Genomic DNA, 14007 nt, shown 5'->3' with positions numbered 1-14007 from the left:
CTGCGGACAGAGGTCCTTCCCCTAATGATTGTTCATTCCATATTTCCCAATAACCCTGTATAATCGTATGTTCCGTATTTCCGCCCATTTTAATCCGCCACCGTCATCACCGTTTCCCGAGGCGGCTCATAGACGGGCAACCGGCGGAAGGCAATGCCCTTCTGCCGCATCATTTCCGTGACCTTCTCCGTATCCTTAGGATATGGACGGTGATACACGATCTCGGTCACGCCGCTGTTCGCCAGCATGTTGGCGCAGGTCCAGCACGGCTCGTCCGTAACATAGACGGAGCTGCCTTCCCGGTCGATGCGGTCAGTGAACAGCAGCAGGTTTTGCTCGGCATGAATCGTCCGGACGCAGCGCTGCTTTTTCACCATTTCCTGCTTTCCGTCCACGTCCACAAGCTCGTACTCCTCAGCGATCATGCAGCCCGCTTCCGAGCAGTCCGGCACGCCCATCGGCGCTCCGTTATACGCGGTGCCGAGCAGCTTCTTTCCCTGGACGAGCACGGCTCCGACATGGCGCCGGGAACAGCGGGAACGCGTCGATACCATGTATGCAATATCCATAAAGTAAGTGTCCCAGTCTTTTCGGGTATCAACCGTCATGTATCCATCACCTGATTTCCGTAGAATGTGTACATATTGTAGCACAAGAAAAACGTTTACCGAAATACCTTCCAGGGAGACAGACCGCATTTAGCGCCTAAAAGATAACCTACAGTTCTATGTACGGCTTCATTTTTTCCAGCATTTTGGGTCCGATTCCCTTGACCTTGTCCAAATCCGTTACCGATTTAAACGATCCATGCTGATCGCGGTATTCCAGGATGGCTTTGGCCTTCGCCTCACCGATCCCCGGAAGATCGGTCAACTCCGATAGTCCCGCGGTATTGACGTTGACCTTTTTGACCTGCCCGCCGGCATCCGTCTGCGAACCGGACCCTGCATCAGCCGAACCTCCAGCCGACGGCTGCTGGGACGGAGTCCCTGCCGGCCCTGACGCCGCATTCGCCGCGAGTTCAGCGGCAGAATGGGTACTGCCGTTTACCGCTTGGCCCGGCGCCACTTCATCCCCCGAACTCTGCGCTTTGTCTGCCGTATTTCGGCTATCATTCGCTTGTGCCGATTCCGATGGTACGGAATCCTGTTTGGCGCCCGGTTTGACGTCCTGCTTAGAGCCTTGCTCCTTCTTTTGTTTTTTATCCGCTGCCGCGGCATCTTTTGCCGATTCTCCCGCTGTTTCGCCCGTTTTTTCGCTCAATAAGCTTTCAACCCTGCCGTTGAGCGGCTGCCACTGCTCTATGCCGCTGCTTGTATGAACTCCTGACAGCAGAATGGCCCCGCTTCCCAGCACGGCACAAAGTGCGCTGACGACTGCCGATATCTTTCTCACAACATGACACCCCGATTCTATGAAATGAATTGAAATAACCCGCTGTCGATCCATAGATGAAGTACTCAATAACATAAAACGCAATTGCTCGAACTTTGGTAAAAAAGCCGTCATTCGGGCCAAGTTCTAATGCATACACTAATGGGAACGATCATGTCGTTACTGCGAAGCACGAAAGGAGGGAACCTATATGAAGGTAGGATTTATCGGAACCGGCAGCATGGGCAGCCTGCTGCTTGAGGCCCTGATTGATTCGGGTTCGCTCGCTCCAAACCAGATCTATGCCAGCAACCGTACCCCCGAGAAGGTTATCCGGCTCCAGCAGCGACACCCCGGACTTCATGTATGCACCAGCAACGCGGAAACCGCGCAAAACAGCGATCTGATCTTTTTGTGCGTGAAGCCGCTTCAATTTAAAGCGATTCTGGATGAAATCGGGAGCACAATTCGGCCCGATCAGATGGTGGTATCCATCACGAGTCCGGTGCAGATCCAACACCTGGAGGCTGCTTTGTGCTGTAAAGTGGCCAAGATTATTCCGAGCGTGGCCCACCGCGTTCAAAGCGGCGTCTGTCTATGTATGTATGGCAGCCGGATAAAAGAGGAAGACAGGCAGCTCATCGAGCATCTCCTGTCTCCCATCAGCAAGCCCATCCTCATCGATGAGTCCTTTGTCAGGATCACATCGGATTTCTCCAGCTGCGGGCCTGCCTTTTTAAGCTTTTTTCTGGATCAGTGGATCAACGCCGCCGTAGAAACGACCGGCATGGAGCGCGGCGAACTGACGTGGATCGCCGGGGAAATGCTGCTCGGTACGGGTAAACTGCTGACGCAGGGAGGCTTTACGCCCCACGAGCTGCAAAAGCGGGTAACCGTTCCCGGCGGCATTACCGCCGAGGCGCTTGCCCTGCTGGACAGCAGCTTAACCGGTGTCTTTCACCGTCTGATCGCCACAACCCACGGCAAATACGAAGAGGATCTAGCCAAATGTGACGCCCAGTTCGGCGGCTCCAGTGCCGATTAGTTGGCGACGATGTTCACAAGCTTGCCCGGTACCGCAATGACCTTGCGGACGGTTTTTCCGTCAATGGCCTGCTGCACGTTCTGCAGCGACATGGCGTGTTCCTGCATGGCTTCCTGGCTCATGTCCTTGGCGATCATCGCCCGCTGAACGATCTTGCCGTTGACCTGAATGACGATTTCCACTTCCGATTCCACGGTCCAGGATTCGTCATAGGACGGCCACGGTACGTAAGTAATGCTCTCCCGATGACCCAGACGCTCCCAAAGCTCTTCCGCGATGTGCGGAGCGAGCGGAGACAGCATCTGCACGAAGTTCTCGATCGCCAGACGCGGCAGCGAATCCGCTTTGTAGGCGTCGTTAATGAAAATCATCAGCTGGCTGATCGCCGTGTTGAAACGCATATTCTCCAGGTCGTCGGTCACTTTCTTGATCGTTTTATGCCATGTCCGTTTGAATTCATCACTGCCGTCGCCGTCCGTAATTTTGCTGCTGAGGCTGCCGTCCTCGCTGACGATCAGGCGCCATACGCGGGACAGGAAGCGGTGAGCGCCTTCCACGCCGTTCTCGTTCCAAGGCTTGGTAGCTTCCAGCGGCCCCATGAACATTTCGTATACGCGCAGCGTGTCGGCACCGAACTGTTCTACGATTTCGTCCGGGTTGATGACGTTGCCGCGGGATTTGCTCATTTTCTCATTGTTTGTTCCCAGAATCATGCCTTGGTTGATCAGCTTCTGGAACGGCTCCTTGGTCGTGACGACACCGAGATCGTACAGGAACTTATGCCAGAAACGGGCGTACAGCAGGTGAAGCACCGCATGCTCGGCTCCGCCGATGTACAGATCGACAGGCAGCCACGCCTCCTGTTTCTCCATCGAGCACAGCTCATCCGGATTTTGCGGATCGATGTAGCGCAGGTAATACCAGCAGCTGCCGGCCCATTGCGGCATCGTATTGGTCTCGCGGCGGGCCTTCATGCCCGTCTCGGGATCGATCGTCTCCACCCAGTCGGTGACGTTGGCCAGCGGCGACTCCCCTGTACCCGACGGTTTGATTTGATCCACATCCGGCAGCAGCAGCGGAAGCTGATCCTCTGGAACGGTCTTCATTGTGCCGTCCTCCAGGTGCAGAATCGGGATTGGCTCGCCCCAATAGCGCTGGCGGCTGAACAGCCAGTCACGCAGGCGGTAGGTTACCTTGCCCTGGCCTTTGCCGTTCTCTTCAAGCCACGCGATCATTGTAGCGATGGCTTCCTCGGTGTGCAGTCCATTCAGCGGGCCCGAATTCACATGCTCCCCGTCCCCGGTGTAAGCTTCCTCCTCCACGTTTCCGCCTTTGACCACTTCCACGATGTTCAGGCCGAATTTCTTGGCGAATTCCCAGTCGCGGGAATCATGCCCCGGCACCGCCATAATGGCTCCGGTTCCGTAGCCTGCCAGCACGTAATCCGCAATCCAGATCGGCAGCTTCTCGCCGCTCACCGGATTGACTGCATAGGCTCCGGTAAATACGCCCGTTTTGTCTTTGGCCAAATCGGTACGCTCCAGATCGCTCTTGCGGGTTGCCTGCTCCTGGTAAGCCTTCACCGCATCCTTCTGTTCAGGCGTCGTAATGCGCTCTACCAGCTCCTGTTCCGGAGCGAGTACGCAATAAGTGGCGCCAAACAGCGTGTCGGGACGGGTCGTAAATACCGTCAGCTTGGCGTCATGCCCCTCGATTTCGAACTGTACTTCGGCGCCCTTCGATCTGCCGATCCAGTTGCGCTGCATATCCTTCAGGCTCTCGCTCCAATCCAGCTCATCCAGATCCTCCAGCAGCCGGTCGGCATACTCGGTAATCTTCAGGATCCATTGGCGCATCGGCTTGCGGACAACCGGATAGCCGCCGCGCTCGCTCTTCCCGTCGATGACTTCCTCGTTGGCCAGTACGGTCCCGAGGGCTTCACACCAGTTCACAGGTACTTCGGCGACATACGCGAGTCCGCGTTTGTACAGCTGGATGAATATCCACTGCGTCCATTTATAATATTCCGGATCGGTCGTGCTGATCTCGCGGTCCCAGTCATAAGAGAAGCCGAGCGACTTGATCTGACGCCGGAACGTGTTGATGTTCTTGATCGTGATTTCCCGCGGGTGCTCGCCCTTATCCATCGCATGCTGCTCCGCCGGCAGGCCGAATGCGTCCCATCCCATCGGATGCAGCACGTTATAGCCCTTCATCCGTTTGAAGCGGGAGACGATGTCCGTCGCCGTGTAGCCTTCCGGGTGGCCGACATGAAGTCCGGCTCCGGACGGGTACGGAAACATATCCAGCGCGTAAAATTTCGGCTTCACAGGATCCTCGGTCGTCTTGAATGTGTGGTGCTCATCCCAATACTTCTGCCATTTCGGTTCAATCACCTTATGCTGGTAGCCTTGGCCTTGAACCTGCTCTTGGTTACTCATGCTCATTTGCCTCCTAAAATGCGCCCGCTGCCCGCCCGTTGATCCGGGACGGACTCGGCTCGCGTCTTTCATGTTTGCAACAAAAAAACCTCTCATCCATAGCGTATCATCGCTAGGGACGAGAGGTTTGATTCCCGTGGTACCACCCTAGTTAGCGGAGGACATGCTTTATCCCCGCTCCCTTTGCACCCTTAACGCGGGTGAGTCGATGATCCTTGACGCGTTCGTGCACGCGCTTCACATCATAGCTCAAAGGCGAGTTCATCCCAAATCGTCAACCGGCTTGCACCTACCGCCGGCTCTCTGCATGACATCCCCGGGACTAATACCCCTTATCATCGCTTCATTTGCAATTTTTTTCATGGTTGAAACATTGAACCATATTATATATAAAAAAATCCATCGAGTCAACGTATCCCGCAGTGGCGGACAAGCCACGCTTTTCCCGCCACAAAACCCGCCAGCCGGAATTATTCCATGTCCAATGGGGATTTTTTTGTTATGATTGAACCATAGGGAGGCGGAAAGATTGAAGCGTAACCTCAAAAGGTACATGAAATCCAAGCTGTTTTTAAAATATATCTGGTCTTATCTGTTTATTTTGCTGCTTCCTCTCGTTTTTGTAACCGTCTTCATCTACCAAAACGCTGCGGGCAATCTCCGGGAGGAAATCGAACAAAGCCATCTGAACCAACTGACGCAGGCGGAAAGCATCGTCGACGGACGGATGAAGGAGCTCGGCGAGATCGCTTCAAGAATCGCCTACGACGACCGTCTGATCTCTTACCGGGTCCATGATCCGTTCTATTCCCGGGAGGCGATTGACGCTCTGGATCAATATAAGTCAACCAGCTCCATCATCGGAGATGTATTCTTATATTTTCATCACGACGACCGGATTTACTCTTCGCAGGGGCTGAGCAGCCTGGATGTGTTCAACGAGAAGTACATATTCCAGAATTGGTCCAAAGACAGCCTCAAGGGCGATTTGAACGACGTGTCCTTTCCCACGATGCGTCCGGCGGACCGGGTGATCCGGGGCACTTACAGGCAGCAGTCGCTGCTCGCCTACCTGGTGCCGATTACGCCGAACAGCCCGAATCCCCATGCAACGGTCATGTATTTGATCGATGAATCGGAGCTCACGGGTCTGATCGATTCCATTCTCGGCAGCTACAAAGGGCTGGCGTACATTTTCGACAACCACGGGCAGGTGCTGGCCGCTAACAATCACGGCGAAACGATCAGCGGCCTCGACACGGGACACCTATTTTCCCTTGATCCGGGCATTCACAGCGTGGAGCTGGGCGGAAAGGCGCATTCCGTCGTGTCCACCAAATCGGACATGAACGGCTGGACGTATGTGACGCTGATGCCAAGCGATCAGTTTTTCAGCAGCGTGCTGCACATCCGCAGCTTTATCATCATGCTGTTCAGCATCGTGGTGCTGGCAGGTATCGGCATCGCCCTGCTTCTGGCCCGCAGGCAGTATCACCCGATTTCGGCCCTGGTCGATTTCGCCAATTCCAAGTCCAGAAACGACCGGGGAACGGGGGATGCGCTCCTCCCGGGCAATGAGCTGGAGCATATCCGCTCCGCGCTGCAGGAATACAGCTCCCGTGCCGACCTGCAGGAACCGTACGCTCGGAACCATCTCCTGTTGAGACTGCTCCAGCAGGGAGAAGACCGGGAATTGGAGCCGGATCTGCTGGAAGCCTTTAATATCCGGTTTGACCGTTCGCAGTTTTTTGCCATCGCCATGGAACGAGGCGAACTTGCCGCCCCTTCCCAGGATTACCAGGACTGGCAGACGCTCGCCTCCCTCCTTGCCGAAGTGGACATTCCCGGGCTCCGGGCCTCCGCCTACAGCGTGGAGCTGCCGCGGCGGGATCAGATGGCCCTCATCGTCTGCTTTGACCCGCACCCGGCCATGGAGAGTTTCATCCATATGAGCCGGATCGTCGATGCCGTCCGCATCAATATCCTGGAGGCGTTCGATTTTAACCCCATCATGGGGGTCGGCACCGGATATTCACAAGCGGGGCAGCTTAATCAGTCGTTTATCGAAGCCTGCTCGGCGCTGGAATTCCATACACCGTCGGATAAAGGCGGCATAACGTTCTTTGAAAAGCTGGCACTGGCGAGTGAGGAAGCCTTCTGGATTCCAAAGAACGTACTGATGAAGCTGTCCCAGAGCTTGAAGCAGGGCAGCCATGACGTCTCTGCCCACATGATCGGCGAAGCGGTGTTGAGCCTGAGGGCGGGCAGCCCGTCACCGCTGCTCTCCCGCTGCATCTGCTTTGACATTCTCAATACGATGCTGAAGACCGCTTCGGAGCTTGGCATCCACCATATTACGCAGGAGATTCCGACCAGCAGCGCTTTTCAATCGCTGGATGAATTCGAGGGGCAGCTCAGGAAGCTGGCCTCCCATATCTGCACGCAGGTTCAGCAGGAAACCAAGCATAAGGAGAGCTCGCTGAAGGATCAGATGCTTGGCTATATCGACCAGCACTTTATGGATCACAATCTCAGCCTGGAGAGCCTGGCGGATCTGTTTGAAATTTCTCCTTCCCATTTCAGCCGGACGTTTAAGGAAAACGTGGGGCTGAACTTTACCCAGTACATCTGGCAGAAAAGAATGGAGCAGGTCAAGCGGCTGCTCGTGTCGACCCAGGAACCGCTCAAGGAAATCATCGGCCGGGTCGGGTATGCCGACGCCCCGAATTTTATCCGCAAATTTAAAAAGGAAACCGGCTATACGCCGGGACAATTCCGCAAGCTGAACCATCCGGAAGGCGCATTGATCGGTGAAATGCTCCAGGACTGACAACGAACAGCTGATTTGTTCAGCTGTTCGTTTTTCTTTTAGGAAAAGCTGCGAGTGTGGTAAGACAAGGCGTTATACCTGATATTTTTGCGTACGGATTGCAAGGCTTTATTTTCGGTACTCCGTATAACAGCGCGGCAACAACTTGTACGAAATGGAAGTTTGGATCCCTGTCATTAAGCCGTAGTTAAGCTCTAGATGCAGTGCCGCATCCCCCCGGTAATACGGGCTATTTCCTATAGAAGGTGTGAACTAGATGGAACATGCAATCATCGCGCAGCACGCGCTAGCTCAGTACGATATAAATGTTGTATCCGTGTCGCCCGTAGCACAAAGCGGTGCCGCGGTTTTCAAAATTGAAGATTATCAAGGATTGCTATACAGCCTGCGTGTTCACATTTCTAAAATCAGTACGCTTGAAAAGATGTGGACGCGCCGGGATGTGCTCGATTCTGAGCTGGTATGGCTGGATGCGCTTAATCGCGGCACCAGTCTTACCCTCCCTGTGCCAAAACGCAACCGGCAGGGTTCTTATGTTACACAAGTGGACGATATAAGCTGCACGATGCTCAGTTGGGTGGAAGGCGAGCAAAAACAATACTTTACCAGCGATCAGGAATTGAAGTCCACCGCTGAAATGACGGCAGCTTTGCATCATCATGCCAGGGAGTGGCAGCCCCCTTCGTCTTTCATCCGTCCAACCGTTCATCGTGAACGCATACAGAATGCTCTGGACTTGGTCAAGCAGCAGGTGCAGGGAGGGTTATTAGATGCACACGATGTTCAGATTCTTGAAGCCGCCGGGGAAAAAGCGATGGCTTTGCTGGACACACTCCCTAAAACTAAGTTGACCTGGGGCGTATTGCATGGTGATATCGTTCCCACCAATATCGTGTTTGTAGAGGGGGCGGCCAATCCCATTGACTTTGGCGCATGCGGGTTCGGTCCTTTTCTCACTGACCTGGCCATCACTTTTACCTTTATTCACCCCCATGCCAGACAGCAATACATGGATTGGTACGGAGAGCATTTTCCGCTGCCCAATGATTCTGTTGCACAAATCGAAGCATTATTTATTTCGCTGATGCTAATCGGGATGAGGAACGCTCTTGGTATGCCTGAATCGAGCCATGGATTGCCGACGCATGTGCAAAAGTGTGCATCTCGCGAATTTGGCAGGTATGCAAACGGGGAACACTTTTTATTTACAGGCACGCCATTTTGGGAATGAAAAGCAATTAGACTTAATCCTTTTTCCGATTGCTCATTATACTTTGCAGGCGCGCAGCCGTATCCGTTGAAGCTGTATAAATCATAATCTTCACGTCCGGATTGGCTGGCGGTTGCAAGGTCACATGTTCAAACTCCATCTCTCCGATTAGAGGATCGTACCTTTGTTTGTGGCGATCCGTTACGACCTGAACGTCATGCAGCGGCCAGAGCTCGCGAAACAACGGGCTGTTCTGCATAAATTCCTCAATAAGCTCTTTAAACCTCGTATCATTAGGAAAATGTGCATAATCTGCACGAAAGTGTGCAATCAAGATCTGTGCTCTGGATTGCCAGTCCTGCAAGTCCGATCCGAGCTTGGCATCCATTAAAAGATGTCTCATCCAATTGAGTCTCAGCTGCATATGATTTGAAAACGGCGGGATTCGAAAAACGATCTCAGCTGCTTCGTTCCACAGCAGCAAATCCCAGTATCTTCCAATTACGAATGCCGGATTAGGTTCAAGAGCCCTTATTACCCGTTCCAAACCAATATTTAATTGCTGATCTTCTACTTTTTCCTGTTGTACCGGTCTTGCAAGAAGATGGAGATGAAGACGTTCATCCTCCGTCAATCGCAGTGCTTTGGCTATGTTATTAAGTACATCCTCTGATGGATTGACACTTCTGCCTTGTTCCAAAGAGGTATACCATGATGTTCCAATATGGGCAAGCTGGGCAACTTCTTCCCTTCGAAGGCCCGAGGTCCGTCGTCTTCCATAGGATACTAACCCAACATCTTCCGGAGTAAGACGTTCTCGCCGCGAACGCAAAAATTCACCTAACGACATCCTGGAAGAGGTCCCTTCCATGAATAACTCCTCCTTATCCTGACACTTCCAATCGTACGATAAACGCAGGAAGGTAGCTGCCGGCTCATTCTATTATACTGCCGGTATAGCGTTAAAAAAAACTTAGGAGGATATGAAAATGAACCTTTTCGTAACAGGAGCCACAGGTAAAGTAGGGAGCCGTTTTGTTCCGCGTATGTTACAGCGCGGTCATCACGTTAAATTGTTGGTTAGGGACGCTGCCAAGGCGGATTGGCTTCAGCGGCAAGGGGCTGAGGTTGTAGAAGGCGATCTATTGCAACCGGACAATTACGTTGACGCTCTCCGCGGCACGGATGCTGTGATTCACTTGGCAGCACAGTTCCGTGGTGTAGACGAGAACACCACCAGAATATCAAACTTCGATGGCAGCATAGCTTTAGCTCACGCTGCGCTTACAGCGGATGTGCCAAGGTTTGTCTTTTCCAGTACCAATAACGTGTATGGTTCGGTGAACCGTTCGAGACCAAATCGTGAAGATGACGAGCTCAGTCCCGTTCATCCTTATCCTCAAAGCAAAGTTGAGGCCGAAGAGGCGCTGCTGCGGCTTCATCGCGAACAGGGATTGGGAGTGCGCATCGTTCGGCTCCCATTTGTTTACGGTGAGCGCGACCCCCACATCACGGAAAGTCTTCCGTTTTTTCGCAATTGGAATCCAGCCAAACGAATCCACATGGTACACCATGCGGACGTAAGTCAAGCCCTGATGCTCGCAGCTTCCGCATTTGATATTGATGGCCGAATCTACAATGTTGGCGACGATGCGCCGATCTCCGTTTCGGAGCTGCTTCAGCTTCATCAAAGCGAAATATCGTCAGAAGGGCTGCAGCAGGATTTTGATCCGTGGGACATGGTCGTCGATACAACGCGTATAAGAGATGAATTACACTATCGACCGATCTACCCGTCGTTCTATTCGGCAAGAGATGCAGGTGCAATATAAATCAGCCCCAATGTATCAAAAGAAAGGCCGCCGTATCGGCGGCCTTTCTTTTTTGTGCGTTGCACAGCTCACTGCTGATCGATCTACTTGGACTCCTGACCGTCCCAGCGGTCATAGGCGGCCTGGTAGATTTCCACAATGCGGTCTCCGCCCATTTTCTTCACCTGGGCTTTATACTTGTCCCAGTTCGACAGCGGCTCCTGCCCGGTCACAAACTTGGCTTCCATCTGCTCGACGTAGTTGTTCAGGTCCGACAGCAGCGAAGTCACCTCGGTTTGTTCCTCTTCCGTCAGGAATACGTTCGGATACGGCACTTTGGCATACGGCAAAATTTTCTCCTGGTTCTCCTTTTCGACCCATTCGTCAATGTCGGAACGGAGCCCCTTGCTCACTTCCGGAAGGCTGACGCCCGGCGTTGTGATGCCGTAGTTCGGAGTCAGCTTGCCGCGGTAGTTTTCGCGGTCGCCACCATCCGGTACCGGCAGCCATTCTTTGACGTGGTTTGCCTCGTCTTTGTATTTCCAGAGCACGCCCTCAGGCCCCTGGTTGAACAGCGTGGAGCCTTCATAGCTGTACTGGTAGTCTACCCAGCGCATCGTTGCCTCCGGAGCGGGATTGGTGCTCGAAATCGCAAACGTTCCGTTTTTGGAAATCCCCGAAGACTTGGCCACCACCGGCGAGTCCGGAAAGCCCGTTTTCAGCGGCGTCATGAACGGATTGTCGGTGTTCGGCTCGCCGCCCAGCATAAAGTACGGCAGCCAGTCGTTGAACAAGGCCACCTGATTGTTTTTGCCCTTGGCCTTCTTCTGGTCGTCGGTCTGGGAGAACGTTTCATGGTCAAGCAGATCGTCCTTCCACAGCCGGTTCAGGAAGGTCAGATACTCCTTGAACCCTTCCTCCTGCGGCGTGTAGTGGACTTTCCCCTGCTTGTCGGCATAATATACCTCGTCGTAGATGCCCCAGAAGCCCAGCATCTGCACGCGGATATCCTTCAGCTTGGTCGACGTGAGCGGAATTTCGTCCGCCTTGCCGTTGCCGTTCGGATCCTCAGTCTTGACCCGTTTCAAGTAATCGTACAGCTCGTCCGGCGTTTCCGGCAGCTTGGTTACGCCGAGCTTCTTGAGGAAGCTGCCGTTATAGTACAGCGGGCTCTTGTACCATACCGCGCCTTTATCCACGTAAGGCAGGGCGTAAATATGCCCGTCGGGGGTCGTGATCGACTTTTTGACGTCCGGATTTTCGTCCAGCAGCTTCTTGATGTTCGGCGCATATTCATCAATCAGCTTTTCCAGCGGAATCAGCGTCCCCTGGCTTCCGTACGTCACCTGCTCAGCCGGCGTCAAAGCCGACGCGTAGAAAATATCCGGCAGGTCGCCGCTCGCAAAGATCAGATTTTTCTTGGTCTCGAAGCTGTCGACGGGAACCGTCTGGAACGTGAGCTTGATGTTCGTCATTTTTTCCATGTCTTTAAATACCTGCATCGTATCCCACTTGGCGCTGCCCACGTCAGGCGCAAACACCGACAGCGTAACCGGCTTGTCGACGATCGGGAAGCCTTCCTTATGTACACTCTCCGCCGAGCCGGAGGCTTGGCCGCCGTCCCCGCTTTCTTTCGAGCCGGAACCGCATGCGGCCAGCAGCGAGACGACCATGGACAAGCACAGAACGATGGCCCAAGGCTGTAAACTTTTTCTCATCAGATGATTCCTCCTGTTCATTGTTGTGCGCGGCTTTACGTATGCCCTCGGAGTGTCCCCCTTGAATTCGGACTAAAGCCTACTCCACGCTTTTTTCCGCAGCTCTGGGTGAAGGTTTGCGTCGGCTGCTGCTGCGCTTTGTTTGTTAGCGTTTACAAAAAGTGTAGTAACAGGCTGGTTTCACGTAAATATGTTATTTTTGATATGTTGAATATGTATACAAAATCCAATGTTTAACGGGGACGCGGAAATTAGCAATGCTAAGCCATTGTATAGCAAGTATGTCAAATATGTCATTGGGAAAATCTACATATCGGCCGGATGCCGCATCGCGCAGTTTAGCCGACTATGAATAATTCGCCGTGCAGTAAACAAAAATAACCCGTGTCTATCCAAACCAACAGCCAAAGGAGTGTCGTCATGCGTGAAGGAATGATTCCTGCCGTTCTTGGAACTGTAGTTACCGCTTCCGGCGCCGCACTGCTGGGCAGCAAGTATAAGCTTGCCGCCACGGGGATTGTCGGATTCGGTCTGGCCCACATCGTACTGGGTGCGATCGATCTGATCGAACACCGGTAATCCGTTTGGAGGACCGTCTGCAAGCGTTAAGCGCTTCGGACACAAAGAACCTTGGACATCCCCTGTCCAAGGTTCTTTATTTGCGCAGGCGGCCGGATGCCAATGGAGGTGCACGTCCTGCAGCTGCCTGTTATTTTCCCGGCTTCAGCTTCCGCTTTGTACGGTTTGCGGCGATTTCCAGCAGAATGGCGAAGCCTAGAATAAAGTAGGTGATCGCTCCGATTTCCTGCAGATCGAAATAAAAGCCGCTGGCCATAAACATATCATAGCCGATCCCGCCTGCCCCCGCGGCCGCTCCCATTGCAACCGCCACGGAGAAGTTGATTTCGAACCGGAGCAGCGTCCAGGACATCAAATAGGATAAGGAGGACGGAATGACGGCCTGGAACACGATTTGCCACCAGTTCGCACCGCTGGACTTCAGCGCTTCAATCGTACCCTTGTCCATCTCCTCAAAGGCTTCCGAATAAGCTTTGATCAAATAACCAATGGAGTGAAAGGTCATGCCGATGACCGCGGCGACGCTGCCAAGTCCTGCTGCGACGGCGAAAATCAGCACCCACATGACCGTAGGCACCGCGCGGATGAACGCGACCATACCTTTAATGGCAGCGGACGTGAGCGGCGAGGACAGGTTGCGGGCCGAGAACAGGCCGAGAAGCAGCGCAATAACCGCTCCGAACAAAGTGGCAAGAAAAGCAAGCCCCAGCGTAATCAGCACTTCAAACAAAGCCGCGGCGAAGGTGAAATGGTGTAAACGGGGCTGCAGAAACATCGTCTTCAGGTTCAAAAGTGTTGCATAGATGCCTTGAAAGACCTGGATCCCTTTGTAGTCAAAGCTGACGAAAGCGAGCACGGTCAGCAGGCCTAGCCCAATCAGGGTCAGCCTGATCGTTAAAGCGGTCTTGTTAAAAGGCTTTTTTGGCGGGATGCCCGGAAGTCTTCGGTCCGGACGGAGATGGAGCTCAGCGGCAATCATCTTGTCGACGGCCTCGGCGC

The 14007-nt window shown here is 53.6% G+C and carries 11 protein-coding genes and 1 other annotated feature; of the genes, 5 read left to right on the top strand and 6 right to left on the bottom strand.

The genetic code is table 11. The features are described 5' to 3' along the window. Positions 1-89 precede the first annotated feature (89 nt). On the bottom strand, positions 90-608 hold the full coding sequence (locus tag FHS19_RS09365) for a deoxycytidylate deaminase (RefSeq protein WP_183581651.1): 519 nt from the start codon (positions 606-608) through the stop codon (positions 90-92). A gap of 109 nt (positions 609-717) precedes the next feature. Then, positions 718-1395 (bottom strand): ComEA family DNA-binding protein, encoded by a 678-nt coding sequence (locus tag FHS19_RS09360; RefSeq protein ID WP_312887182.1) that lies wholly within the window; start codon positions 1393-1395, stop codon positions 718-720. A 190-nt stretch (positions 1396-1585) separates the two neighbouring features. Here FHS19_RS09360 and comER point away from each other — a divergent pair, with 190 nt between their 5' ends. After that, positions 1586-2419 (top strand): late competence protein ComER, encoded by an 834-nt coding sequence (gene comER, locus FHS19_RS09355; RefSeq protein WP_183581649.1) that lies wholly within the window; start codon positions 1586-1588, stop codon positions 2417-2419. On the opposite strand, the gene leuS is transcribed toward comER, so the two are convergent. After that, complete coding sequence (gene leuS / locus FHS19_RS09350; protein ID WP_183581648.1) at positions 2416-4860, bottom strand: leucine--tRNA ligase; 2445 nt, start codon at positions 4858-4860, stop codon at positions 2416-2418. The two genes, comER and leuS, sit on opposite strands and share 4 nt — an antisense overlap. A 111-nt stretch (positions 4861-4971) precedes the next feature. After that, positions 4972-5208, bottom strand: a binding site (T-box leader). 181 nt (positions 5209-5389) lie between these two features. On the opposite strand from leuS, the gene FHS19_RS09345 reads away from it, so the two are divergent. Further along, the gene (locus FHS19_RS09345; protein WP_312887181.1) at positions 5390-7690 is read left to right on the top strand and encodes a helix-turn-helix domain-containing protein; all 2301 of its coding nucleotides are present in this window, start codon (positions 5390-5392) and stop codon (positions 7688-7690) included. A gap of 256 nt (positions 7691-7946) precedes the next feature. Further along, on the top strand, positions 7947-8921 hold the full coding sequence (locus FHS19_RS09340) for a phosphotransferase enzyme family protein (RefSeq protein WP_183581647.1): 975 nt from the start codon (positions 7947-7949) through the stop codon (positions 8919-8921). 13 nt (positions 8922-8934) lie between these two features. Here the strand turns inward: FHS19_RS09340 and FHS19_RS09335 are convergent, their stop codons facing one another. Continuing rightward, on the bottom strand, positions 8935-9771 hold the full coding sequence (locus FHS19_RS09335) for a helix-turn-helix transcriptional regulator (RefSeq protein ID WP_183581646.1): 837 nt from the start codon (positions 9769-9771) through the stop codon (positions 8935-8937). A gap of 118 nt (positions 9772-9889) precedes the next feature. Here FHS19_RS09335 and FHS19_RS09330 point away from each other — a divergent pair, with 118 nt between their 5' ends. Beyond that, positions 9890-10732: an NAD-dependent epimerase/dehydratase family protein gene (locus FHS19_RS09330; protein WP_183581645.1), complete on the top strand. Its 843-nt coding sequence runs from the start codon at positions 9890-9892 to the stop codon at positions 10730-10732. Positions 10733-10815: 83 nt separating this feature from the next. On the opposite strand, the gene FHS19_RS09325 is transcribed toward FHS19_RS09330, so the two are convergent. Beyond that, positions 10816-12429: a type 2 periplasmic-binding domain-containing protein gene (locus FHS19_RS09325; RefSeq protein WP_183581644.1), complete on the bottom strand. Its 1614-nt coding sequence runs from the start codon at positions 12427-12429 to the stop codon at positions 10816-10818. 420 nt (positions 12430-12849) lie between these two features. On the opposite strand from FHS19_RS09325, the gene FHS19_RS09320 reads away from it, so the two are divergent. Beyond that, positions 12850-13008 carry an asparagine synthase gene (locus FHS19_RS09320; RefSeq protein WP_076169753.1) on the top strand — a complete coding sequence of 53 codons (159 nt, stop codon included), beginning with the start codon at positions 12850-12852 and terminating at the stop codon, positions 13006-13008. A 130-nt stretch (positions 13009-13138) separates the two neighbouring features. On the opposite strand, the gene FHS19_RS09315 is transcribed toward FHS19_RS09320, so the two are convergent. After that, positions 13139-13987, bottom strand: a complete 849-nt coding sequence (locus tag FHS19_RS09315) for a PhnE/PtxC family ABC transporter permease (protein ID WP_183582866.1) — start codon at positions 13985-13987, stop codon at positions 13139-13141. Between the last annotated feature and the right edge of the window lie 20 nt (positions 13988-14007).

This window comes from Paenibacillus rhizosphaerae (assembly GCF_014192015.1).
Taxonomy (GTDB): domain Bacteria; phylum Bacillota; class Bacilli; order Paenibacillales; family Paenibacillaceae; genus Paenibacillus_AQ; species Paenibacillus_AQ rhizosphaerae.
Note: the sequence above shows the minus strand (reverse complement) of the source record. Positions and strands in the feature narration are given on the sequence as shown.